20 protein-coding genes and 2 pseudogenes are annotated in these 22,663 nt (G+C 62.2%); 5 read left to right on the forward strand and 17 right to left on the reverse strand.

Features of this window, described 5'->3' with window-relative positions:
- Positions 1-216: 216 nt before the first annotated feature.
- From AAEZ08_RS22015 to AAEZ08_RS22050, 8 genes and pseudogenes are all read right to left on the reverse strand, one after another.
- Positions 217-1,107: an alpha/beta fold hydrolase gene (locus tag AAEZ08_RS22015; protein WP_014820610.1), complete on the reverse strand. Its 891-nt coding sequence runs from the start codon at positions 1,105-1,107 to the stop codon at positions 217-219.
- Between the two features lie 153 nt (positions 1,108-1,260).
- A pseudogene (locus AAEZ08_RS22020) lies at positions 1,261-2,252 on the reverse strand (TRAP transporter substrate-binding protein).
- A gap of 54 nt (positions 2,253-2,306) precedes the next feature.
- Positions 2,307-3,134 carry an HpcH/HpaI aldolase/citrate lyase family protein gene (locus tag AAEZ08_RS22025; RefSeq protein ID WP_500125130.1) on the reverse strand — a complete coding sequence of 276 codons (828 nt, stop codon included), beginning with the start codon at positions 3,132-3,134 and terminating at the stop codon, positions 2,307-2,309.
- A gap of 20 nt (positions 3,135-3,154) precedes the next feature.
- Positions 3,155-4,360: a CaiB/BaiF CoA transferase family protein gene (locus AAEZ08_RS22030; protein WP_500125131.1), complete on the reverse strand. Its 1,206-nt coding sequence runs from the start codon at positions 4,358-4,360 to the stop codon at positions 3,155-3,157.
- Positions 4,361-4,728: 368 nt separating this feature from the next.
- Positions 4,729-6,081 (reverse strand): MmgE/PrpD family protein, encoded by a 1,353-nt coding sequence (locus AAEZ08_RS22035; protein ID WP_500125132.1) that lies wholly within the window; start codon positions 6,079-6,081, stop codon positions 4,729-4,731.
- A complete protein-coding gene (locus AAEZ08_RS22040; RefSeq protein ID WP_500125133.1) occupies positions 6,078-6,482 on the reverse strand; it encodes a VOC family protein in 405 nt (134 codons plus the stop codon). Before AAEZ08_RS22040 ends, AAEZ08_RS22035 begins: the two co-directional genes overlap by 4 nt.
- A 114-nt stretch (positions 6,483-6,596) precedes the next feature.
- Positions 6,597-7,760, reverse strand: a complete 1,164-nt coding sequence (locus AAEZ08_RS22045; protein ID WP_102819850.1) for an acyl-CoA dehydrogenase family protein — start codon at positions 7,758-7,760, stop codon at positions 6,597-6,599.
- Positions 7,761-8,011: 251 nt separating this feature from the next.
- On the reverse strand, positions 8,012-8,833 hold the full coding sequence (locus AAEZ08_RS22050) for an HTD2 family dehydratase (RefSeq protein WP_371104947.1): 822 nt from the start codon (positions 8,831-8,833) through the stop codon (positions 8,012-8,014).
- A gap of 125 nt (positions 8,834-8,958) precedes the next feature.
- Between AAEZ08_RS22050 and AAEZ08_RS22055 the strand changes: the two genes are divergently transcribed.
- The 3 genes from AAEZ08_RS22055 (at position 8,959) to AAEZ08_RS22065 (ending at position 12,719) form a co-directional block, all read left to right on the forward strand.
- A complete protein-coding gene (locus AAEZ08_RS22055; protein ID WP_058064480.1) occupies positions 8,959-9,852 on the forward strand; it encodes a LysR family transcriptional regulator in 894 nt (297 codons plus the stop codon).
- Positions 9,853-9,924: 72 nt separating this feature from the next.
- Positions 9,925-11,250 (forward strand): DUF2254 domain-containing protein, encoded by a 1,326-nt coding sequence (locus AAEZ08_RS22060; RefSeq protein ID WP_003279587.1) that lies wholly within the window; start codon positions 9,925-9,927, stop codon positions 11,248-11,250.
- 155 nt (positions 11,251-11,405) lie between these two features.
- Positions 11,406-12,719 (forward strand): MFS transporter, encoded by a 1,314-nt coding sequence (locus tag AAEZ08_RS22065; RefSeq protein ID WP_427703698.1) that lies wholly within the window; start codon positions 11,406-11,408, stop codon positions 12,717-12,719.
- Between the two features lie 36 nt (positions 12,720-12,755).
- On the opposite strand, the gene arfB is transcribed toward AAEZ08_RS22065, so the two are convergent.
- Positions 12,756-13,169, reverse strand: coding sequence for an alternative ribosome rescue aminoacyl-tRNA hydrolase ArfB (gene arfB / locus AAEZ08_RS22070; protein WP_058064482.1), 414 nt, complete (start codon positions 13,167-13,169; stop codon positions 12,756-12,758).
- Positions 13,170-13,305: 136 nt separating this feature from the next.
- On the opposite strand from arfB, the gene AAEZ08_RS22075 reads away from it, so the two are divergent.
- Positions 13,306-14,349 (forward strand): metal-dependent hydrolase, encoded by a 1,044-nt coding sequence (locus tag AAEZ08_RS22075; protein ID WP_427703700.1) that lies wholly within the window; start codon positions 13,306-13,308, stop codon positions 14,347-14,349.
- Positions 14,350-14,393: 44 nt separating this feature from the next.
- Here the strand turns inward: AAEZ08_RS22075 and AAEZ08_RS22080 are convergent, their stop codons facing one another.
- The 8 genes and pseudogenes from AAEZ08_RS22080 to AAEZ08_RS22115 all read right to left on the reverse strand — a co-directional run bounded on the left by AAEZ08_RS22080 (position 14,394) and on the right by AAEZ08_RS22115 (position 20,895).
- The gene (locus tag AAEZ08_RS22080; protein WP_500125135.1) at positions 14,394-15,266 is read right to left on the reverse strand and encodes a methyl-accepting chemotaxis protein; all 873 of its coding nucleotides are present in this window, start codon (positions 15,264-15,266) and stop codon (positions 14,394-14,396) included.
- Positions 15,252-16,346 (reverse strand): annotated as a pseudogene (locus AAEZ08_RS22085) (HAMP domain-containing protein); the annotation flags it as partial. The pseudogene AAEZ08_RS22085 and the gene AAEZ08_RS22080, both read right to left, overlap by 15 nt.
- The gene (locus AAEZ08_RS22090; protein WP_152987349.1) at positions 16,346-16,537 is read right to left on the reverse strand and encodes a hypothetical protein; all 192 of its coding nucleotides are present in this window, start codon (positions 16,535-16,537) and stop codon (positions 16,346-16,348) included. The pseudogene AAEZ08_RS22085 and the gene AAEZ08_RS22090, both read right to left, overlap by 1 nt.
- 39 nt (positions 16,538-16,576) lie before the next feature.
- Complete coding sequence (locus AAEZ08_RS22095; protein WP_003279579.1) at positions 16,577-18,355, reverse strand: ABC transporter ATP-binding protein; 1,779 nt, start codon at positions 18,353-18,355, stop codon at positions 16,577-16,579.
- Entirely contained in the window at positions 18,348-18,977 is a 630-nt protein-coding gene (locus tag AAEZ08_RS22100; RefSeq protein WP_500125134.1) for a DsbA family protein, read from the reverse strand. Before AAEZ08_RS22100 ends, AAEZ08_RS22095 begins: the two co-directional genes overlap by 8 nt.
- 41 nt (positions 18,978-19,018) lie before the next feature.
- Entirely contained in the window at positions 19,019-19,954 is a 936-nt protein-coding gene (gene trhO, locus AAEZ08_RS22105) for an oxygen-dependent tRNA uridine(34) hydroxylase TrhO (protein ID WP_036990648.1), read from the reverse strand.
- Positions 19,955-20,076: 122 nt separating this feature from the next.
- On the reverse strand, positions 20,077-20,376 hold the full coding sequence (locus AAEZ08_RS22110) for a BolA family protein (protein WP_003279574.1): 300 nt from the start codon (positions 20,374-20,376) through the stop codon (positions 20,077-20,079).
- A 12-nt stretch (positions 20,377-20,388) separates the two neighbouring features.
- Positions 20,389-20,895 (reverse strand): DUF2059 domain-containing protein, encoded by a 507-nt coding sequence (locus AAEZ08_RS22115; RefSeq protein WP_036990646.1) that lies wholly within the window; start codon positions 20,893-20,895, stop codon positions 20,389-20,391.
- A 147-nt stretch (positions 20,896-21,042) separates the two neighbouring features.
- On the opposite strand from AAEZ08_RS22115, the gene AAEZ08_RS22120 reads away from it, so the two are divergent.
- Positions 21,043-22,437, forward strand: a complete 1,395-nt coding sequence (locus AAEZ08_RS22120; protein ID WP_058064486.1) for a class II fumarate hydratase — start codon at positions 21,043-21,045, stop codon at positions 22,435-22,437.
- The last annotated feature ends 226 nt before the right edge of the window (positions 22,438-22,663 follow it).

Here is a 22,663-nt window from a genome sequence, read left to right on the forward strand (position 1 = left end):
TGGGGGCTGAGTTTACGGGCATCTATTTTCATGGAGACAGATTATCTAATATGCCCTATTTATTTGCCAGGTTAATATGTCGATAACGTACCGACCGTATAGAGCTGCACAAAAATTGTGCAAGCGGGAGCGGCAGGCCAAGCAGAATGAAGAGAACCAACCAACGCACGCCAGAAAAAAGTTGTAGTTCTTTGCCCTTCCGATGTAAGCGCAGCCTCAATCCCCCTGACAGAACTGCAGAATCGCCTCGGCCACCGCCTGTGGGGCCTCGCGCTGGGGGAAGTGGCCGACGCCTGGCAATAGCTGTCGGTGGTATGGGCCGCTGAACAAGGCCTCACGCCCGGCCGAGGTTTCCGGTGCGTTGCAGGTATCGGCCTCGCCGTGCAGCACCAGCGTCGGCACGGCGAGCACCGGAGCCGGTTGCAGCAGCGCCTCGTCCGATGCGTAGGCCGGATCGCCGTCGACGAAGCCCCAGCGGTGCCGGTAGGAATGCAGTACCACGGCAGCCCAGTCCGGGTTGTCGAACGCCTCCAGCGCCTGGATGAAATCCGCCTCGGCGTACCAGCCGGCCGGTGACCAGGTATCCCACAGCAGCCGCGTAAAGGCCGCGCGATCCTCGATTACCGTCTGCTCGCCGCGCGGGGTGGCCATGTACCAGTGGTACCAGTAGTTGCGCGCCTGGCTTAGCGAGATGTGCTGGTTCGGGTCGTTGGTGCCGTAGCCCACCGCGAGCATTACCAGCCGTGCGGCGGCGTGATGGCGCAGCCCACAGGCATTGGCCACCGCCCGTGCGCCCCAGTCATGGCCAACCAGCACCGGCTGGTCGAGGCGTAATGCGTCGATGAAATTCAGCAGGTCACGGCCCAGCGCGGCGAGCTGACCGCTGCGTGGGGTCAGCGGATCAGTGAAGCGCGTCTGGCCGAAGCCGCGCAGCGTCGGGCAGAGCACGCGGTAGCCTGCTGCGGCCAGGCTTTCGGCGACCTGGGTCCAGCTCTCCGCGCAATCAGGCCAGCCGTGTACGAGCACGGCGACTTGTTGGCCACGGGGATTCCATTCGAGATAAGCGATATCCAGCACCGGCGTGCTGACAAAGGCATAACGACTCATGCCGGCGTCTCCTTACGTTGGTCGAGCGGTCAGCATAAGCGTTCGTCGGGGTAAAAAAAGCAGGCCCGTCTCATCTGGACGGGCGCCGCACGGTTGACCGATAAGAACCTGGGCGGGAGCACACTGCGCCCCGCTCAGGCGGATGGTTTGGTGTCAGGAGCGGTTGGCTGCCTGGGCCGCCTCGATCAGTTCGACGCCGATCTCGCTCTCGAACTTCTTCCACACCGGTTTCATCGCCTCGCGCCACATTGCGCGTTGCTCGGGGGTCAGCTCGATGATTTCGGTCTTGCCGGAGGCGGCGATGGTCTGGCGCGCCTTCTGATTGAGTTCGTCCGCCTGGCGGTTAACCTCGACGGTGACCTCGGCCATGATCGCTTCCAGCTCGCTGCGCACGTCTTCCGCAGGCCGTTCCAGAACTTGGTGTTGGTGATCACCATGTAGTCGATCAGGCCGTGGTCGGAGGCGGTCATATAAGGCTGGACCTCGTGCACCTTCTGGCTTTCGTAGTTCGACCAGGTGTTCTCCGTGCCGTTGACCACACCGGTCTGCAGGCCCTGGTAGACCTCGGCGAAGCTCATCTTGCGCGGGTTGGCGCGTACCACCTTGAACTGCTCGTCGAGCACCGCGGAGGCCTGCACGCGGAACTTCAGGCCGCGCGCGTCCTTGGGTTCGCGCAGCGGCTTGTTGGCCGAGAGCTGCTTGGTGCCGTTGTGCCAATAGGCCAGGCCGGTGATGTTCTTGTCCTCCATCGCGGTCAGCAGCGCCCGGCCCTGCGGGCTGCTCTGGAAGCGGTCGGCAGCGGCCAGGTCGTCGAACAGGAATGGCAGATCGAAGATCTGGATGGCCTTGGCGTAATGCTCGAACTTGGCCAGCGACGGCGCCAGCATGTGCACATCACCCAGCAGCAGGGCCTCCATTTCCTTGCCGTCGCCGAACAGCGAGGAGTTCGGGTAGACCTCGACCTTCACCTTGCCCGGCAGGCGTTTCTCGGCGAGTTTCTTGAACAGCAGGGCGCCCTGCCCCTTCGGTGTGTTGTCCGCCACTACATGGGCGAACTTGATGGTCACGGGATCGGCGGCATGCACCAGCCCGGCGACGGTGAAAGAAAGCGCGCAGGCGAGTGCCTTGAGCTTGTTACTCAGCATGGAAGTACGCTCTTGTTTTTGTCGGTTGGTACGTTTCGCGGGCAAGCGTTGCGGTCAGGACACCGCTTGCCCGGCACGTTGCAGCAGGCGACGGGCACGGCCGATGACGGGGGCGTCGACCATCTGTCCGTCCACCACGAAAACCCCGTCGCCGGAAGCTCCGGCGGCGAGGATGCGTTGCGCCCAGTCCAGTTCCGCGGCACTGGGCATGAGGGTTTCGTGCACCACGGCCACCTGGCTCGGGTGGATGCACAGCAGGCCGCCAAAGCCCATGTCACGCGCGTCGGCAGCTGCACGGGCGAGGCCTTCGGGGTTCTTGATGTCGGGAAAGACGCTGTCCAGCGGTGCTGCCAGCCCGGCCAATCGCGACTGCAGCAGCAGCGCATAGCGTGCCTGGTCAAGCATGCGCTCGGCGCCGGCGGTGCCGTTGGCCAGGCCGAGATCGAGGCCCAGGTCCAGCGCGCCGAAAGACAGCCGCTCGACACCCTGGGCGTGGGCAATTTCCGCCAGATTGGCCAGCCCGCGGGCACTTTCGACGATTGGCCAGACCGGTTTGCCGCAGCTGGCCGCCAGCGCAACCTGCACTGCGCTTTCGACCTTCGGCAGTAGTACGCCGGCGACGCCGGCATGACGGGCACAGAGCGCCAGGTCCGCGGCCTGCTCGGCATGGGTTGGCGCGTTGATGCGCACCAGCAGGCGCGCCGCCGGGTTGGCAGCGAGGAAGGCATCGAGGTTGCCCCGCGCCTCTGCCTTAAGGTTCTCCGCAACCGCATCCTCGAGGTCGACGATGACCGCGTCGGCGCCGCTCGCCAGCGCCTTGAGAATGCGTTCCGGGCGGGTCGCCGGGACGAACAGCGCGCTACGGATGATCGATGAGTTCATGGGCTGGCTCCTGGGCACGCTCATACCGCGCCCTGCTCGTGCAAGCGCTGAATGTCGCCGGGGGCATAGCCCAGTTCGGCGAGCAGCGCATCGGTGTGTTGGCCCAGCGCGGGGATCGGGTCCATGCGCGGGGCGAAGGCGCTGTTGCACCCCGGTGGCAGCAATGCCGGCAGGCGGCCGGACGGACTGTCCACCTCGCTCCAGCGCTGGCGGGCCTCCAGCTGCGGATGCGCCCAGACACCGGCCATGTCGTTGACGTGCGCATTGGCGATGGCCGCGGCATCCAGGCGGACGATCACCTCTTCGGCGCTCAGGCGGCTGAACGCCTCGACGATGAGCGCACGCAATTCGGTGCGATGCTCCGAACGCCGGGCGTTGCTCGAAAAGCGCTCGTCCTGCGCCAGTTCCGGCTGCAGCAGCACCTTGTCGCAGAACGCCAGCCACTCACGCTCGTTCTGCAGGCCGAGCATCACCGTGCCGCCGTCACCAGTGGGGAACGGGCCGTAGGGGTAGATGGTGGCGTGGGCGGCGCCGGCACGCGGCGGAGGTGTTGCGCCCTTGTAGGCGTAATACAGCGGGTAGCCCATCCATTCCACCAGGCTTTCGAGCATGGAAACGTCGACGCGGCTGCCCTCGCCCGTCTTGTCGCGCAGCATCAGCGCCGAGAGCACGCCGGTGTAGGCGTACATGCCCGCGGCGATATCGGCGATGGAGCAGCCGGCCTTGGCCATCTCGGTCTCACCCGCCCCGCCGGTGACGGAGAGAAAGCCGCCCTCGCTCTGGATCAGCAGGTCATAGGCCTTCTTCTGTTCGTAGGGGCCGCCCTCGCCGTAGCCGGAGATGTCGCAGACGATCAGTCGCGGAAAGCGCTCGTGCAGCGCCTCGAAGGAGAGCCCCATGCGCGCCGCGGCGCCCGGTGCCAGGTTCTGCACCAGCACGTCGGCCTTGGCCAAGAGTTGGTCGAGGACCTGGGCAGCGGCGTCCTGCTTCACGTCCAGGCTCAGGCTTTCCTTGGAGCGGTTGGTCCAGACGAAATGCGAGGCCAGCCCGTCGACCCGCTCGTCGTAGCCGCGGGCGAAGTCGCCGGCACCGGGCCGCTCGATCTTGATCACCCGTGCGCCGAGGTCGGCCAGCTGGCGCGTGCAGAACGGCGCGGCGATGGCGTGCTCGAGGCTGACCACGGTGATGCCATCGAGTGGGCGGGGTTTGCCTTGGGTGTCGTTCATGTTCGGTTCCTGCAAATTCGGCGTTGGGTGGAAAAGGGCAACGCCTTTTCCACGCGTCTGTTCAAGTCTCTGCAACCCTGGTGCTGTTCTGGTGGATGAGGCTTCGCCGTCGGTTCCGCTTCTAGTAGGGTGGGCTTCAGCCCGCCGGAGCGTGTTTCCTGTGGTGGGCTGAAGCCCACCCTACGAGCCTGACCACGTGATTCCAGCGAGCGGCGATATTGGCTTGGGTATCGGTCATGTTTGTTTCCTGCAAATTCGGCGTAGGGTGGAAATCGCCGAAGCCATTTCCACGCGTTTGTTCCAGCCCCTGGAGCTCTGGCGCCACATTGGTGGATGAGGCTTCGCCGTCATCCACCCTACGATTCAGTTCAGGCCAATGCGTCCAGCCGCTGCAGCTCGCGCAGGCGCCAGACCGTATCGATCAGCGCGCCCGCCTGGTCAACGCTACGCGCCGCGGAGAACTGCACCAGGCGGCGGAACTTGTCCTCCAGCTCGGCGCGACTCAACGTGTTGCCCGGGTCGCCCTTGGGTTCGTCGATGGTGCCGTGCAGCGTGCGGCCATCGGCGGTGGTCACTTCGACGCGACCGAGCCAGCGTGCCGGGTAGGCGCCGTCCACCTCGGGATCAAGCGTCATCGAGACCTTCTCGCGGAACTCGCCGACGCGCGGGTCGCTGAGCGCATGGCTGTGGAATTCGGTCAGGCCGGCCTTGCCGTACAGGGCGATCAGCCCCAGCACGGTGCCCATAGAGAATTTGGCTTGATGCACCGTTTGCGGCACCGTCACGCGGCCGAGCACGTCGATCGCGCCCTGGTGCACGCGGGTGGTGACCGACGCGATGTCATCGGCCCCGAGCCCTTCGCGCTGCATCAGCGCCAGCAGCGCATCGGCCGCCGGGTGGGTATGCCGGCAGGAGGCGTGGAACTTGAAGGAGGTTTCCGCCAGCGCCCAGCGACTGCCGAGGCGGTCGGACAACTTGCTCGGGTCGGCATCGCTGGACATGCCGGCAGCCATGCCCTGCTCGCCTTCGAGGATGTCCTGCGCGCCGGTCAGGCCATCTGCGGTCAGGTACGCGGCGAGCAGACCATCAGCGGCCGCCTTGGCGGTGTGCAGCTGCTTGGAGTCTGCTGCGTCACGAAGAAACTCCCACAGTCCGGCGGCCTGTGTACCGGCGCTCCCGAGCAGGTGGGTGAACTGATGCTGGTCGAAGTTCATCAGCTTTCCGACAGCCACCGCGGCGGCCAGGGTGCCGACGGTCGCCGTGGTATGAAAGATCCGGTAGTGCGAACGCCCGAGGAATTCGCCGATGCGGATGCCCGCCTCGTAGCCGGCCACCGACGCCACCAGCAGCTCGCGGCCGGACTTGCCGAGATCCTGCGCCGCCGCCAGCGCAGCGGGGAACACCACGGTGGCCGGGTGCAGCACGGAGCTGTTGTGCAGGTCGTCCTGCTCCACCAGGTGCGAGCTGGCAGCATTCACCAGCGCAGCGAAATAGGCCGAGCTGCTCTGGCCGTTGACCAGAATGCGCGCCGGCCCGTCGGCCGGACCCATCTTCTGCGCGTAACGCTCGAACAGCGGCATCGGATGCGAGCCGGCGCTGGCCAGGGCCGAGCCGAGCCAATCGAGAAAGAGGTCTTCGGTGCGGGCGAGCACCGGCTCGGGGATCTGCTCGTAGGCAAGCCCGGCGAGGAATTCGGTCAGGGCACGGGTGTGCTGGCTCATGCGTTGGGCTCCAGCGGATTCTCTAACGGATTGGACAGTTCGATGAGGTTCTGGTCGGGGTCGCGCAGGTACACCGAGCGGATCGGTCCGGTCGCGCCGGTGCGTTGCACCGGACCTTCGACGATGGCGACCTGCTGCGCCTGGAGGTGGGCGATCACCTCGGCCAGCGGTGTGGCAACGATGAAGCAGAGGTCCGCCGAACCCGGGGTCAGCCGCTCGGCCTTGGGCTCGAATTCGCGCCCGGCCTGGTGCAGGTTGATCTTCTGGTTGCCGAAGGCCAGCGCCTTGCGCCCTTCGCCGAAGGTCACCACCTGCATGCCGAGCACGCGGGTGTAGAAGTCGATCGTTGCCTCGAGGTCGGCGACGGTCAGCACCAGGTGGTCGAGATGACTGATATTCATGACGCACTTCCCTTTTTTGTAGGGGTGGAAATCGCGAAGCATTTCCACACCCGTGTCGCCTGTTCGATATGCGTGGAAAAGGCTTCGCCGTTTTCCACGCTAAGTCTGGCTCCGTTAGAACGAGCGCGGCAGCTCGAGCAAGTGCTCGGCCACGTACGACAGGATCAGGTTGGTGGAGATCGGCGCCACCTGGTACAGCCGCGTCTCGCGGAACTTGCGCTCGACGTCGTATTCGTTGGCGAAACCGAAGCCGCCGTGGGTCTGCAGGCAGGCGTTGGCGGCCTCCCAGCTGGCCTTGGCCGCCAGGTACTTGGCCATGTTGGCCGCCGCGCCGGCGTTGCGGCCGGCGTCGTATTCCTCGCAGGCGCGCCAGCGCATCAGGTCCGCGGCTTCGATCTCGATATGCGCTTCGGCGATGGGGAACTGCACGCCTTGGTTCTGCCCGATGGGCCGGCCGAACACCACACGGTCGCGGGCGTACTGCGCGGACTTCTCGACGAACCAGCGGCCATCGCCGATGCACTCGGCGGCGATCAGCGTGCGCTCGGCATTCAGGCCGTCGAGGATGTAGCGAAAGCCCTTGCCCTCCTCGCCAATCAGGCTGCTGGCGGGGATTTCCAGGTTGTCGAAGAACAGCTCGTTGGTCTCGTGGTTGACCATGTTGGCGATCGGCTGCACGGTCAGGCCGTTGCCGATGGCCTCGCGCAGGTCGACGAGAAAGATCGACATGCCCTCGGACTTGCGCTGCACCTCGGCCAGCGGCGTGGTGCGCGCCAGCAGGATCATCAGATCGGAGTGCTGGATGCGCGAGATCCACACCTTCTGCCCGTTGATGACGTACTTGTCGCCCCGGCGCACAGCAGTGGTCTTGATCTTAGTGGTGTCGGTGCCGGTGGTCGGCTCGGTGACGCCCATGGACTGCAGGCGCAGCTCACCGCTGGCCAGCTTCGGCAGGTAGTAGCGCTTCTGTTCTTCGCTGCCGTTTCTGAGCAAGGTGAACATGTTGTACATCTGGCCGTGGACGGTGCCGGAATTGCCGCCGCAACGGTTGACCTCCTCGAGGATGACCGAGGCTTCGGCCAAGCCCAGGCCCGAGCCGCCGTATTCTTCCGGGATCATCGCCGAGAGCCAGCCGGCTTCGGTCATGGCGGTGACGAAGGCTTCCGGGAAGCCTTTCTCCTCGTCTACTTTGCGCCAGTACTCGGCGGGAAATTCGGCACAGAGGGCGCGCACGCCTTCGCGGATGGCGTTGAGTTCTTCGGTCTTGTTCGGGTTCATCTCAGTTCCTCAGAAAACGGGCGATGTCGAGTGGCTTGCCTCTCCCCCTCACCCCAGCCCCCTCTCCCTCCGGGAGAGGGGGCTGCATTCGCGTTTGGCTGGACTGCCTGGTAGCGCACTCAGCTTGAGGCTCACCAGACTTTCTTCCGCGGGACGACTATCACCTGCGCCCCTGACCACCCCGCAGATGCAGTCCCCTCGCCCCCTTGGGGAGAGGGTTAGGGTGAGGGGGCGGAGTCCCGCCATACAGCTCACTCGAATTCCACTTCGGCCTTCTGCGCCAGACCGTTGTGATCGCCTGCCCAGAGCTCAGCCTTGCCGGGCGAGACGATGCGGCCACCTACTTCGAATTGCTGTGGCACCACCAGCGGACGCAAGCCGCGGTAGGCAAAGCGCCGCAGACGGGCGTCGGGATTGGCGCGGCAAAAGGCGCGCAGGTTCAGCGTGGCGATCAGCGGGCCGTGAACGACCAGACCGGCGTAGCCCTCGGTCTCGGTGACGTAGGGCCAGTCGTAATGGATGCGATGGCCGTTGAAGGTGACCGCCGAATAGCGGAACAGCAGCGTCGGCGTCGGCGTTACCGCCTCGCGCCAGCCACCGGCGACCATGGGTTCGCCGCTGCTGGTCTTCGGCGGGCTCGGCTCACGGTAGACGATGTCCTGCTCTTCGCGGATGGCCAGACGGCCGTCCTGCAGGTAGTCGTGCTGCACGGTGACGAACAGCAGCGCGCCGGTGCGACCGTGTTTTTCCTCGATGTGCTTGATGGTCGATACCCGCCGCGCCTCGCCACCGGCTTCCAGAGGACGAAGGAACTCGACCCGACCGCCGGCCCACATGCGGTTGCGGTTATCGGCCGGGGGCAGGAAGCCGCCGCGCGCCGGGTGACCGTCCTCGCCCAGGCCGCTCTCGGCGATGGGCTCCTGAAAGAAGCACCATTGCCACAACGGCGGCAAGGCCTCGCCATGGGCAGGGGTGGTTTCGCCGAATGTGGCGGCGATGCGCATCAGCAGGTTGCGGCTGAGCTGGTCATGCACTTCTTCGCTGCGGCCAATCCAGGCAGAGATATCGGTCATTGCGGCTTCCGGTCTTTGTCTTTGTTTCGCTGGAGAATGCTACGAAGGCGGCGTTCCGTGAATTTGTATTTACCGACACCAGCGTTCGGATAAGCTGAACGCCGTTCCAAGTACCGGTATCAAGCATGCATTTCGATCTGGCCGACCTGCGTCTGTTCATTCATATCGCCGAATCCCCCAGCCTGACCCAGGGCGCGCGTCGTGCCCATCTGTCGCCGGCAGCAGCCAGCGCGCGCATCAAAGCACTGGAAAGCCAGCTCGACAGCCGCCTGCTCTACCGCGACAGCCGCGGTGTCGAGCTGACGCCGGCCGGACACAAGCTGCTGCAGCACGCGCGGCTGATCATGCGTCAGGTCGATTACTTGAAGAGCGAGTTCACCGAATACGGCACCGATTCGGCCGGACATATCCGTATCTTCGCCAACACCACCGCGGTGACCGAATTTCTGCCGGAAGTGCTGGCGGGCTTTCTTGCCGAGCGCCCCGGCGTCACGGTGGACCTGCAGGAAAGGCTGAGCCGCGACATCGTCCGTGGCGTGCTCGACGGCAGCACCGACATGGGCATCATCGCCGGGCCGGTACGCGCCGAGGGCCTGCAGGTGCTGCACTTCAGCACCGACCGCCTGCTGCTTGCCGTGCCGATCGGCCATCCGCTGGCAGGCGAGCAACAGCTCACGCTGCGCCAGACGCTGGCCTATCAGCACATCGGCCTGCACGAAGGCAGCACGCTGCTGACCTTCCTGCGCGATCAGGTGGAAAAACTCGGTGGTCAGCTATCGCTGCGCATCCAGGTCTCCAGCTTCGAAGCGGTGTGCCGGATGATCGAGGCCGGTGTGGGTATCGGCATCATTCCTGAATCTGCGGCAAGGCGGCACAGCCGCACCATGCAGCTTGCGCTGGTGGCACTGGACGAACCCTGGGCTGTGCGCGAGCGCAGCATTCTGGTTCGCGAACTGGACGCGCTGCCCGGCAGCGTGCGTGCGCTGATCGCAACCCTGGTCCCCAGCGACAAGGTCTGAGCGAACGTTACGCTCCGGATGCTGCCGAAAGGCGGGTAGCCCCGCTTCGGCGGACCATCGCAGGGAGCCATAATGTCCGCACTCACCAACAGGCTGTTTCGCCTGTATCACCGGGTAACCGGCAGCATCGCGTTTTACCCCACGCTAATAGCCGTTGGCCTCGCCGGCCTGTGCATCGTGTCCATCGTGCTTGAGATGACATGGCTGCAGTCATACAAAGAAGATCTGGACCTGGGGTTGGTTAAGAACGCTGAGAACGCGCGCCTGATTCTCGGGACGCTGGTCGCCGGCATCATCTCGTTGATGGTATTCAGCTTCTCGATGGTGATGGTGGTGCTCAACTCGGCCGCCTCGTCCCTGTCGCCGCGGGTCATTCCCGGGCTGATCAGCAGCCGCAGTCATCAGGTGGTGCTCGGCGTCTACCTCGGCACGATCATCAACTCACTGATGCTGATCTCGACGATTCAGGAAGGCGACGATATCAACGTACCGAGCCTGGGCATCTTCCTGGCGCTTGGCCTCGGCGTCATTTGTTTGTGCCTGTTCGTTTACTTCATCCGCTCCATTTCTCTATCGATCCAGGTCGACTTCATCCTCAGCCGCGTCTACAAGCAAACCCATGCCCAGCTGCAACAGCGCATCGAGCGACTGGAGCACTGCAAGGTCGCAGAATGGCCGGACGACAGCGGTTGGCAGATCATCCGGGCGCGGCGCTCCGGCTATTTCAAGGCACTGAACATTTCTGCCGCGCAGGCGCTGCTCGACGAACAGGACGCCTGCATGACTGTGCAGGTGCACTACGGCTTTTTCGTCATGCCTGGGCACCCACTGATACGACTGAACCGCGAGCTGGACGAACGCTGCGTGGCGCAACTGCTCGACTGTTTCGATTTTTACGTCGAGGAATACGCCCACCGGCATTTCTTCTTCGGCTTCAAGCAGATCATCGAGATTGCCGTGCGCGCGCTAAGCCCGGGCATCAACGATCCGGGAACGGCGATCAAGGCGATCGACATGATGGGCGTGCTGCTCAGCGAACGAATGAAGTTGCCGGACCACGATGTCGCCCCCGAGCAAGGCGCGCCACGGATCTTCCTCAGCGAGCTCGATCTGCATCAGATGCTCCTGCTGGCGTTCGGCTCGCTGCGCGCTTACGGCAAAGAGGATCTGCAGGTGCTGCTGACCTTGCTTCAGGCATGCAAGAACCTTTTGTTCAGTGCGACGGACGCCGAGGACGAGCGCGTAATCCTGCGCCACGCTCAAGCAATCCTCGAACAGGCGGCTGCCTCGCTAGACGGCGCATTGGATCGGCAGGCTGTAGCCGAGGCGGTGCAGCTATTAAATCTGGCCGTACGACACGCAGCGCCGCTGGAGAACACCCTCGCCAGGCAGTGCTGAAAGACGTGCTCTACCCGATAGCAGCAGCGTGATGTCGCTCGCTTACCCAGCACTTCAATCCAGCTCTCTTAAACCAAACAGTTGCCTTCCGACGTTCACAATACAAAACGCGCCGCGACTTGTTTTCAGCTATCTCGTTATTTAGGGTGTTACCGATGAAAACCTTGATTGCACCTATCAGCTCCCTGCTCGCTGGCGTGGCACTGCTCCTGCTGGGACACGGACTGCTCAATACCCTGCTTACACTGCGCGGCGTTGCCGAAGGCTATTCGACCGGTCTGATCGGTCTGCTGATGTCCGGCTATTTTGCTGGCTTCTTGATCGGCACCTGGCTCGCGCCATCGCTGATCCGCCGTATCGGCCATATCCGCACCTTTGCCTTCTATGCTGCGCTGGCGGCAGTGGCCGTGCTGTTGCACGTGCTGATCGTCAACCCATGGGTATGGCTGGTACTGCGGGTGCTCTACGGCGTTTCGCTGGTCACGCTGTACATGGTTATCGAAAGTTGGCTGAACGCTCAGGTCAGCGGCGAGAAGCGCGGCCAGGTATTTGCTCTGTACATGGCGGTTAACCTCGGCGCGCTAGCGGCTGCTCAACAGCTGTTGAGCCTCGACACGCCGATGAACTTCACGCTGTTCGCGCTGGCGGCGATTCTCATCAGCAGCGCGCTGATGCCGATCACCCTGACCCGCCAGGCGCAACCCGCACTGCCGGACATGCCGGCCACCGACTTGCTGCAACTGGCCCGTATCGCTCCGCTGCCGTTGATGGCAGCCGGTATTTCCGGGCTCACACTGGGCGGCTTCTGGGGCCTGGCGCCGGTGTATGCGAGCCAGGTCGGTTTCGATGCCGCCGGCGTCGGCCTGCTGATGAGCATCACCATTCTCGGCGGTGCAGTGCTGCAATGGCCGATCGGGCTCTTCTCGGACAAACATGACCGGCGCGTGGTGCTGCTCTGGGTGGTGGCGATCGCCGCGGTGCTGGCGTTGATCATCACACCAATTCTCGCGGGCTCTTTGCTGCTGGGGCTGATGTTCCTCTGGGGCGGGCTAGCGTTTTCGATCTACTCGATTGCTGTGGCGCAAATGGTCGACCAGCTGAATCCGGACGAGATCCTATCCGGCTCCAGCGGCCTGTTGCTGGCCAACGGTTTCGGCGCAGCATTCGGGCCAGTAGTCGCAGGTGGCTTGATGCACCTGTTTGGCGCCATCGCGCTGCCACTGTTCTTCGCGGTGACGTTGGGCATTCTTGCGATCTACTCGTTCTGGCGCCCGCGCCGCGTAGTGGATCTGGTGACCGAACCGCACGGCCATTTCACGCCAATGCTGCGTACCAGCCACACGGTGTTGGAGCTGATGCCTGACACGCCGGAAGTTGAAACTGCGCCAGTTTCCGATGAGCCCGAGATGGTCGACGAACATCCGGCTGCTCACGAAGAGCCAGCTTCGCCACGAACAGGCACCCTATAAACCCAGCGAGGCGGGACCATGGAGTCCAAGGGGCGGTTAGAATTCGATTTTGCCGCGCCCTGCCTTGATCGCACCACGCTTGCTCTTGCCCTCCAACCGGCGCTTCTTGGAGCCAAGCGTCGGCTTGGTCGGACGGCGCGCCTTCTCCACCTTGGCCACGCTGCGAATCAGCTCCGCTAGCCGCTCCAGCGCGTCGAGGCGATTTTGCTCCTGGGTTCGATAACGCTGCGCTTTGATAACCACAACCCCATCTGTGGTGATTCGGCTGTCACGTAGCGCCAGCAGCCGCTCCTTGTAGAACGCCGGCAATGAAGACGCTTGAATGTCGAAGCGCAAGTGCAAGGCGCTGGATACCTTGTTGACGTTCTGCCCACCTGCACCCTGGGCGCGTATGGCGGTCAGCTCGATTTCGGTATCGGGCAGCTGCACGGTATTGGAAATTTCCAGCATGAAAGCTCACGACGGACGATGGGCGCTGATGATTGTCCTATGCCCTGTGCGTCACCGACACACTTTTTAGAACATTGCCCACCTGAAGCCGCACGCTGTTCGGCTAAGGTAAAGCCCCGCTTCTACGGATAAATCCATGGACTCGATTACCCAGGCCCTACTTGGCGCCAGCGTACAGGGCGCGATGCTCGGACGCTGGCAGGGCCGCAAGGCCCTCGTTTATGGTGCCGTACTCGGCACGCTGCCGGACCTCGATGTGGTCATCGATTACGGCGATGCGGTCGCTAACATGACCTATCATCGTGGCTTCAGCCATTCGTTGTTCGTTCTGAGCCTGGTAGCCGTGCTATTGGCTTGGCTGGTCAGGAGGTTCCGGCCGGACCTGGGGTATTCCGGCACGCGTCTTTTCCTGACGCTCTGGCTGGTACTGATCACCCATGTGCTCCTGGATGCGTTCACCAGCTATGGCACGCAGCTGCTCTGGCCGCTAACGACACCACCAATCGCCTGGTCCAGTGTATTCATCATCGATCCGCTCTACAGCGTGCCCCTGCTCGTCGCAGTGCTGGTGGGTTTGCTGTTCGGACTGCGCGGGCGCACCGCCAGATGGCCCGCCTACGCGCTGGTCATCTCCACCTGCTATCTCGGCTTTACCCTGGCCGGCAAGCAGATGGCTGAGCATCGTGTAGAGGCGACTATGGCCAGTCAGGGCATCAATGCAGAGCAGATGTTCAGCACGCCGACGCCTTTCAACAGCCTGTTGTGGCGGGTGATCCTGGTGGATGGCGAGCACTATTATGAAACGCTGGTCAGTTGGTGGGACGACGCACCTCCGGTGCTGGTGCGCCTGCCGCGCAACGCTCATCTGGCCGCCAAACTGAGTGACTCAGAGCAGCACGAGCGATTGAGGTGGTTTACCGGGGACGTGCTTCGCTATGACGTGGATGGCAATCAGCTGCTGGTAACAGATTTGCGGCTGGGCATGACCGGCTTTCATCCATTCCGCTTCCCGCTTGCGGAGCGCGCCACCGAAGGTTGGCAGCTTATCGCGCAGCCCGAACGACTGCCGGCCAACCGGGGCGACATGAGCCGCTTGGTCAGCCTGTGGCAACGTATCTGGCAACAGGAACCAGCGCTCCCCCTGGCGGCCTGGGCAGCTGAGCTGAACGGTAATCGCTGAGTAAGCGGCTCGAAGGGTTCGAGCCGGCTGCCTCCCTACGAGCATCAGGTGCGGAACTGACGAACCAGCTCCTGCAGTTCCAGACCCAGCCGTGCCAACTCAGCGCTGGCGCTGGCTGTGTGTTCCGTAGCGCTGGCGCTCTGGTCGCCGATATCCCGCACGCGGGTCACGCTTTCGGAAATGTTCTCCGCTACAGCGCTCTGCTGCTCGGCCGCGGCAGCAATCTGCTGGTTCATCTGCTCGATGGTGGACACCGATTCAGTGATTCGCCCCAGCGCGACACCGGCTTCATTGGCCAGACCCACGGTGCGTTGCGTAAGATCGCGACTGGTCTGCATCTGCTCAACAGCCTGCTGCGCAACCCGCTGCAGATTTGCGATCAGCCCTTCGATTTCTTCCGTGGAATCATGGGTGCGCCGCGCCAATGCACGAACCTCGTCGGCCACCACCGCAAAGCCACGGCCCTGCTCACCAGCACGGGCCGCTTCGATGGCCGCATTGAGTGCCAGCAGATTGGTCTGCTCGGCGACAGCCCGGATTACCTCGAGCACGCTACCGATGCGCCCGCTTTCGGCGTGCAACGCTTCGATCGCATGGGCCGAATGATCCACTTCCCCCGCCAGGTTACCGATCTGCTTGACCGCATCCTGCACCACCAGATCTCCCTGGCGTGCCTGCTGGTCCGCCTGACGGGCAGCCGTAGACGCTTGCTCGGCGTTGCGTGCGACCTCCTGCACTGTAGCGGCCATCTCATGCATCGCCGTGGCCACCTGCTCGGTTTCAACCCGCTGGGTCTGTACACCAGCACTGGTCTGAGCGGTCACGGCTGACAGCTGGTCGGCAGCGGACGCAATCTGGCTGACACCGCCGTCAATACGACCGATAAGGTTGCGCAGGCTTCCAGTCATTCCGTGCATGGCATTCTGCAGCTGCCCGACCTCGTCACGGCGTGAGCTTGCCTCAGAGTACGTCAAGTCACCACCGGCAACCCGCTGCGCCTGTTGAACGGTGCTGCGAAGCGGCCCGACGATCATTCGCGAGATCAATGTGGCAGCAAGTAGCCCAACGAGGATTGCCAGCGCACCGATCACGCCAAGCAGCATGTAGCTGCTGCTGCGCTGTTGCTGCATGGCCTTGCTGGCGTTGGCCAGCGCCTCATCGGCGGCACCTATTACCACTTCCGACTGCTGGGCCATCGACCGTTCAAGCGCGAGCCGCTCACCACGGTTCTGACGAAACTCGTCAAAGGCCAACCGGTACTGGTCGAGCTCGGCCAACGCCTTGTCCATGGACGCCTTTTGGTCGTCGTTCAGCCAGATCTTCAGGTTGCTGCCGATGGTGGTCACGTTTCCGTGCAGGTCGCTCCAGCTGGTGGCCGCTTCGTCAGAGCTGTTGGCGACGAAGACATTCTCCAGGGTACGCATGTCCAGAACCTGCTTGGTCAGGCCGGAAGTCGCTTCTGCGACGGTAAGGGGGTCGCTGCCCTTGAGCCGATCACCCTCCAAGCGCAACACCCGCACCGCGTCGTACATATCCAGTTCGATGAACTCAAACTCTTCACGACTGACCTGTGCAGCGTCCTGCATCCGCGTACGCAGTGCCACACCGCGTTCGATCAACTGCATGTAACGGTCGAACTGTTGCCCGTACTCTTGCGCAGCCTGGCTTATCCGAGTCAAGTAAGCGCGCTCGGCTGCACTGGAGCTGGCCGTCAAGCCGGATAGTTCCTCGTTGAGCAGCTGCAGCGACGTATGCAACGCATCGGCAGAAGACGGCTGACGGGTCAAAGCGTAATCACGCTCCGCACCACGCGCCGCCAGGATGGATGCGTTGACACTAGACAGCTGCTCGATCTGCTGCGCGCGGCCAAGAATTTCGTCGACGGCAATGAATCCGGTACTGGCTACGCCGAGCGTGAGCAACAGCACTAGGCCGAAACCACCGATGAGCTTTTTGCCGACCGAGAGATTGGTAAATAAATTCAGCACTGGTTCCATCAGAAAGCTTCCACAAAAAGAGGCACGATTTGGAAGTCGGCAGAGATTGCTAATAGTTGAGTGTTCCAGCCGGATATTTTTGGCGCTTTAGAGCTGACGGACGGAATATCAAACGTCTGGGCCAGCGGTGCGCGTTGCTTTTCAACCATTTGACGGGCGACACCAGTTCGCGGCTCGGTCGCGTCTGCCAAAACCTACTCACTGGTCAGGCACAACATGCGTGCCGCTAGCTAGTGCTGCAGATGCCCGTAGAGCCGAGCGTAAAGCCCACCATCGGCAATGAGTTGCTGGTGATCGCCGTCTTCAGCGATACGGCCACCATCGAATACCAGTACCCGATCTGCCTGCTTCACCGCCGACAAGCGATGAGCGATGATCAGGGTAGTGCGACCTTGAAGGAAACGGTTGAGCCCTTGATGCAAGGCGTACTCGGTCGCCGCATCCAGAGCCGACGTGGCTTCGTCGAGAATCACGACTTTCGGCTCGGCAAGGATCATTCGCGCGACGGCCAAGCGCTGCCGCTGGCCGCCGGACAGGCGTACGCCGGACCGCCCGACGATGCTGTCGAGCCCCTTAGGCAACTGGCGAATCGTGTCCGCCAACTGAGCGATATCCAGAGCACGCCAGCAAGCCTCATCGTCGAGCTCACGACCCATCATCAGGTTGGCTCGCACGGTGTCGTTGAACAGTGCCGGGTGCTGCAGTACCACCGCAACATTGTCACGTACGGTACCGAGTCCGATGTCCTCGAGTGGCACGCCACCGAATTGGATCTGCCCGGCTTGCGGTTGATACAAACCCAATAGCAACTGCACCAGTGTGCTTTTTCCTCCACCACTGGCCCCGACGATAGCGACCTTTTCGCCTGGCGCGATGCTGAGGTCGAGTCCTTCGAGAATTGGCTCATCCTGATAAGCGAACTGCAAGCCACGCACTTCGATCGCGACCGTCGTCTGACCGGCGAAAGGGTCGCGACCACCGGCATACTGCGGCTCGTCCGCCCTTGCCAACAACTGGTTGATCCGCCCCAGCGCGCCGCCTGCAGCGTAGAAGGCGTACTGCAAGCTCAGCAGTTGTTCCACCGGGCCGATCATGAACCAGAGGTAGCTGAACACCGCCAACATCTGACCGATCGACAGATCTGAAAACAGTACGGTGAGCATCGCGGCGGCACGAAAAACATCAATACCGAACTGGAATAACAATCCACTGGCGCGGTTGGACGCATCGGTCTTCCACTGCGAGGCGATCGCGAAGTCGCGCACTTCCCGTGCGCGCAGCCCCAGACGGCCGAGAAAAAATCCCTGACGGTTACCGGCGCGCACCTCCTGAATAGCATCGAGGGTCTCGGTCAGCGCCTGCGTGAAGCGCGACGTGCTGTCGTTCTCCAGCTTTTTCAGGTGTTTCACTCGCTTACCCAACTGCACCGTTGCGTAGATCACCAACGGATTGAACAGCAGAATCAATAGCGCCAGCTGCCAGTGCATCCACACCAATATGGCTGCCGTACCTATGATCGACAGCACAGCCACCAGCAGGCGACTGAGCGTATCGCCAATAAATTTGTCGATGGTCTCCAGATCTGTGACCAGATGCGCCGCAACCGTGCCGCCGCCGAGACTTTCGTATTCGGCCAGGGCAATGCGCTTGAGCCGCTCAATGAGGCGTATGCGAATGCGATAGACAATATCTTTGGACAATCGCGCGAACAGACGCGCCTGCAGCACGTTGAACACCAGCGCGCTGGCGCGCAACACTAACGTGACGCCCAGCATAAGACCGATGTAACCCGCTGCACTTTCCCAGCTGGCCGGCAGAAAGCGGTTCATGACCTGTAGTGCGGAGTCACCCGCACCGAGCAGCACTTCGTCGACTAACAACGGCAGCAATAACGGAATCGGTACGCTGCAGAGCGTCGCCAGCACGGCAACCAGATTTGCCAATATCAAGGCCTTGCGATGGTGCAGAGCGAGGCGGCGAATCTCCGCCCAGCTGAGTTGGTCAGCCATGGGCGTTGCGCTCCAGCCATCGAGCCAAAAGCGGCGCCAAAGCTAGCAGAGGCTGATAGCCATTGGTGACCAGCGCTACTTGCCCCTCATGTTCGGCCAGCAAGGTCGGAAAGCCGGCGATGCCCAGATTTTCCACCCAGGTGAAGTCAGCCGCGGTATCCGCCTTGGTCGCAGGGTCGTCGTAACGCTCGGCAAACTTGCTCCGCGATAGCCCTGCTGTCTCGGCCAGCTCCACCAACACTGACGGCTGAGTCACGTCGCGCCGGTGCTCGTAGAATGCCTGCTGCATAAGCAACGACAGCGGCCAGACAAGCGACTCGTCGAGGCCGCGGGCCGCGACAAGGGCCCGGCAGGCCGGCTCGGTGTCGTATACCAATGATTCAGGCAAACCCTGCTCCAGATCGAACGCCTGCCCCGTCGCAGAGTGCACAGCTTGCCAGTAGGACAGCGTGCGCTCTCGCCCGGCCTGATCCATCACGCCCCTTTCACGGCGCAAGCCGCCGACCCGCAGCCCGAGCGATACGCCCTGCCCTTCGGCTTGCTCGGCCAGCGCCTGCATTACCGGGGCGAAGCCCCAGCACCAGGAGCACATTGGGTCCATTACATAGATCAGTCGGGCCACTTCGATACTCCAATGGCAGGCTGGCGCAGCAGCCAGTTGGCTCAGCGGTCTAGTTTGCGCGGGTCGCGGCCGATGGGATGTGGCTGATTGCGCTGACGCGCCAGCTCAATCTGTTTCTGCCGTTCGCGAGCGCCGGCGCGCGTCTTCTCACTTAACGTATCCCAGCAATGCGGACAACTGATACCCGAAGCGTAGTGCTCCGATTGCCGGTCTTCCACGGATAGCGGAGCACGGCAGGCATGGCATAGATCGAACTCGCCGACACTGAGATCATGACGTACGGTCACCCGGTTATCGAACACGAAGCAGTCGCCCTGCCAGCGACTTTGCGTCTCCGGCACCTCCTCCAGATACTTGAGGATGCCGCCCTTGAGGTGATAAACCTCCTCAAAGCCCTCACCAAGCATATAGCTCGACGCCTTCTCGCAGCGAATGCCGCCGGTGCAGAACATCGCAACCTTCTTGTGCTTTGCCGGGTCGTAGTGAGCCTTGATGTAGTCAGGAAAGTCTCGGAACGATTTGGTCTTCGGGTCGACCGCACCTTCGAACGTACCGATTGCTACTTCATAATCGTTACGCGTGTCGATCAGCAGCACTTCCGGATCGGCGATAAGCGCGTTCCAGTCCTGCGGCTCGACATAAGTCCCAACCCGCCGATTCGGATCCACACCCTCGACGCCGAGCGTGACGATCTCCTTCTTCAGCTTGACCTTGGTGCGATAGAACGGCTGCTCATCGCAGTACGATTCTTTGTGGTCTATATCCGCGAGGCGGGCATCGCGGCGGAACCATTCGAGCAGTGCATCGACGGCCTCGCGTGTACCGGACACCGTGCCATTTATGCCCTCCTCCGCCAACAATAACGTGCCCTTGATGCCGTTGTGCATAAGGGTTTCGAGCAGGGGTTCGCGCAGGGCAATGTAATCAGGCAGCGATACGAACTTGTAAAGCGCTGCCACAACGATTCTTCGTGTCATGAGTGCTTCCACCAGTGGTCACCCGCGTAAAGGGTGGACCGATACAAACGAGAACGCCGGCGTGGGCCGGCGCGAGCGGGAAGTCTAACAAAGAACGCCCTGAGCGGTCCTGCGTGCCGCTCCTACTTATGCCCGCCAGCACATACTGGGGACGCCGGAACCGCGCGTTGCTGCGCCCATTCCTCTGGGGTATAGGTGTGCAGCGCCAGAGCATGGACCTGTTGCATCAGCTCGCCCATCGCTGCGTAAGCCTGCTGATGTCGCTTGACTGAGTTCAGGCCGGTGAACCGCGGACTGACGATCACTGCCTTGTAGTGGGTTTCCTGTCCCCGGCTGTGCATGTGACTTTCATCGAGCACTTCGAGGTGTTCGGGCTGCAGGGCCTCCTGCAGAGCATTCTGGATCGAATCGATTTTGCTCATTACCTGGGTCTCTCAAGGCTTCTGTTTTTCGAGCTCGGCCGTCATGTCGGCCAGCAACTTGTTCACTTCCGGCACGGCACCCTCCAGCTTGACCTGGGTGAGCTGAGCAGAACGCGCATTAAGCTCAGGCAACTTCGTGAGCATCTTTTTGCCCAGAGGAGACTGATAGAAGTCGATCAGTTGATTCAACTCGGTTTCGGAAAAATGGCTGGTGTAAAGGGCGACCAGATCGGGTTTCAACTTGTCCCAACCTATGGCCTTGTCCAGCGCCGTGTTGGCCTGGGCCTGGTAACGCTCGAGCATCGCTTTCTTATCTTCAGGCGCCTGGGCCTCGGCGAATCGTTGCGCGAACATCTGCTGCACCTGGGCATATACGGGTACCGCGAGCCGATCAGCATTAGCTAGCTGCAGGAACCGCTCTGCACTCCCAGCGTGACTCGCATTATCGGCCAAAGCCGATGAGCTGATACAGATAAACAGCATTGCAGAGCGCAAGGCCTGAGTCCGAAACGTTGGCATTGGAAATCCCTTGGGCAGGCTATAGGTAGCCATCAATGGACACATTCTGCGCCGGGAGTTCCAATGCCTCAAGCCGCGAGCGGTACGTTAGGGGAACCGCCGGCACCGCAAGGCACCCTAACCAGTACTATCGAGCAGGAGCATTTCATGACGCGTACAGAAACCGACAGCCTGGGACCAGTCGAAGTACCGGATCAGGCTTACTGGGGTGCCCAGACGCAACGTTCACTGAGCAATTTCGAAATCGGCACGGAGCGCATGCCGATCGAAGTGCTACACGCGCTGGCCTTGATCAAGAAAGCCGCAGCACGGGTGAATGATCGGATTGGTGACCTGCCGCCCGATGTGGCTCGCCTGATCGAACAAGCCGCAGACGAGATCCTGCATGGACAGCACGACGATCAGTTCCCGCTAGTGGTCTGGCAAACCGGCAGCGGCACGCAGAGCAACATGAACGTCAACGAAGTCATCGCGGGTCGCGCCAACGAGCTCGCTGGCGGCACGCGCGGGGGCAAGTCTCCCGTTCATCCCAATGATCATGTGAACCGTGCTCAAAGCTCCAACGACTGTTTCCCGACAGCAATGCACATCGCTGCGGCCAAAGCGGTCCATGCCAAGCTGCTTCCCGCGCTAGCGGAACTCTCTGGCGGTCTAGCAGAGCTCTCGGTCCGGCACAGCAAACTTATCAAGACCGGACGCACCCATATGATGGATGCCACTCCGATCACCTTTGGCCAAGAGATGTCGGCCTTCGTTGCCCAGCTGGACATTGCCGAACGCACGATTCGTCAGTCCCTACCGGCCGTGTACGAACTGGCGCAGGGCGGTACTGCCGTAGGAACCGGCCTGAACTCCCCACACGGGTTCGCCGAAGCCATTGCAGCGGAGCTTGCAGCGCTTTCGGGCCTTCCGTTCGTATCTGCGCCCAATAAATTCGCTGCATTGGCGGGACATGAGCCGCTGGTAGCTCTGTCCGGTGCATTGAAGACCCTGGCTGTAGCCTTGATGAAGCTGGCCAATGATCTTCGCCTGCTTGGCTCAGGCCCACGCGGAGGCTTTGCAGAGATACGGTTACCCGCCAACGAGCCTGGGAGTTCGATCATGCCGGGCAAAGTTAACCCGACCCAGTGCGAGGCATTGTCGATGCTTGCCTGTCAGGTGATGGGTAACGATATGACCATCAGCTTTGCCGCCAGCCAAGGGCATTTACAGCTGAACGTGTTCAAGCCGGTGATCATTCACAACCTGCTTCAATCGATTCAACTCCTTTCCGATGGATGCCGCAATTTCAACACTCATTGCATTGCCGGACTCGAACCGGACCCGGCACGCATGGCGGAGCATCTAGAGCGCGGACTTATGCTGGTAACAGCGCTGAATCCCCATATCGGCTACGACAAGGCAGCTGAAATTGCTAAAAAGGCCTACGGGCAGGGTACGACATTGAGAGAAGCGGCAATGGAACTCGGCTATCTGACCAGCGAGGAATTCGATCAGTGGGTTCGTCCGGAAACCATGCTCGAATCGGGGCAGCGGGAATAACCGAAAGGCCGGGCGGGACTACCTACTCGCCCCGTTTACCGACCTCACCCGGCATGTGAGCTGCTGGCTGCAGCCGGCCTGCCTAGTAAACGGTCGGAGGCACGTCAGTGCATGTGTCAGCCTTTAGCCCGGCAGCTTGATACTTTCTCACGCGCAAAAGCAAACCCCCGACCGGATTTCTCCGATCGGGGGTTTGGGATAAGAGCTTGACGATGACCTACTCTCA

It is taken from the genome of Pseudomonas sp. E45-MNA-CIBAN-0222 (assembly GCF_040310405.1).
GTDB lineage: Bacteria > Pseudomonadota > Gammaproteobacteria > Pseudomonadales > Pseudomonadaceae > Stutzerimonas > Stutzerimonas stutzeri_AC.

Excerpts from the sequence above, each read along its gene's own strand:
- AAEZ08_RS22015 (WP_014820610.1), bottom strand. The coding sequence starts at position 1,107 with ATGAGTCGTTATGCCTTTGTCAGCACGCCGGTGCTGGATATCGCTTAT.
- AAEZ08_RS22025 (WP_500125130.1), bottom strand. The coding sequence starts at position 3,134 with ATGAACTCATCGATCATCCGTAGCGCGCTGTTCGTCCCGGCGACCCGC.
- AAEZ08_RS22030 (WP_500125131.1), bottom strand. The coding sequence starts at position 4,360 with ATGAACGACACCCAAGGCAAACCCCGCCCACTCGATGGCATCACCGTG.
- AAEZ08_RS22035 (WP_500125132.1), bottom strand. The coding sequence starts at position 6,081 with ATGAGCCAGCACACCCGTGCCCTGACCGAATTCCTCGCCGGGCTTGCC.
- AAEZ08_RS22040 (WP_500125133.1), bottom strand. The coding sequence starts at position 6,482 with ATGAATATCAGTCATCTCGACCACCTGGTGCTGACCGTCGCCGACCTC.
- AAEZ08_RS22045 (WP_102819850.1), bottom strand. The coding sequence starts at position 7,760 with ATGAACCCGAACAAGACCGAAGAACTCAACGCCATCCGCGAAGGCGTG.
- AAEZ08_RS22050 (WP_371104947.1), bottom strand. The coding sequence starts at position 8,833 with ATGACCGATATCTCTGCCTGGATTGGCCGCAGCGAAGAAGTGCATGAC.
- AAEZ08_RS22055 (WP_058064480.1), top strand. The coding sequence starts at position 8,959 with ATGCATTTCGATCTGGCCGACCTGCGTCTGTTCATTCATATCGCCGAA.
- AAEZ08_RS22060 (WP_003279587.1), top strand. The coding sequence starts at position 9,925 with ATGTCCGCACTCACCAACAGGCTGTTTCGCCTGTATCACCGGGTAACC.
- AAEZ08_RS22065 (WP_427703698.1), top strand. The coding sequence starts at position 11,406 with ATGAAAACCTTGATTGCACCTATCAGCTCCCTGCTCGCTGGCGTGGCA.
- arfB (WP_058064482.1), bottom strand. The coding sequence starts at position 13,169 with ATGCTGGAAATTTCCAATACCGTGCAGCTGCCCGATACCGAAATCGAG.
- AAEZ08_RS22075 (WP_427703700.1), top strand. The coding sequence starts at position 13,306 with ATGGACTCGATTACCCAGGCCCTACTTGGCGCCAGCGTACAGGGCGCG.
- AAEZ08_RS22080 (WP_500125135.1), bottom strand. The coding sequence starts at position 15,266 with ATGCACGGAATGACTGGAAGCCTGCGCAACCTTATCGGTCGTATTGAC.
- AAEZ08_RS22095 (WP_003279579.1), bottom strand. The coding sequence starts at position 18,355 with ATGGCTGACCAACTCAGCTGGGCGGAGATTCGCCGCCTCGCTCTGCAC.
- trhO (WP_036990648.1), bottom strand. The coding sequence starts at position 19,954 with ATGACACGAAGAATCGTTGTGGCAGCGCTTTACAAGTTCGTATCGCTG.
- AAEZ08_RS22110 (WP_003279574.1), bottom strand. The coding sequence starts at position 20,376 with ATGAGCAAAATCGATTCGATCCAGAATGCTCTGCAGGAGGCCCTGCAG.
- AAEZ08_RS22115 (WP_036990646.1), bottom strand. The coding sequence starts at position 20,895 with ATGCCAACGTTTCGGACTCAGGCCTTGCGCTCTGCAATGCTGTTTATC.
- AAEZ08_RS22120 (WP_058064486.1), top strand. The coding sequence starts at position 21,043 with ATGACGCGTACAGAAACCGACAGCCTGGGACCAGTCGAAGTACCGGAT.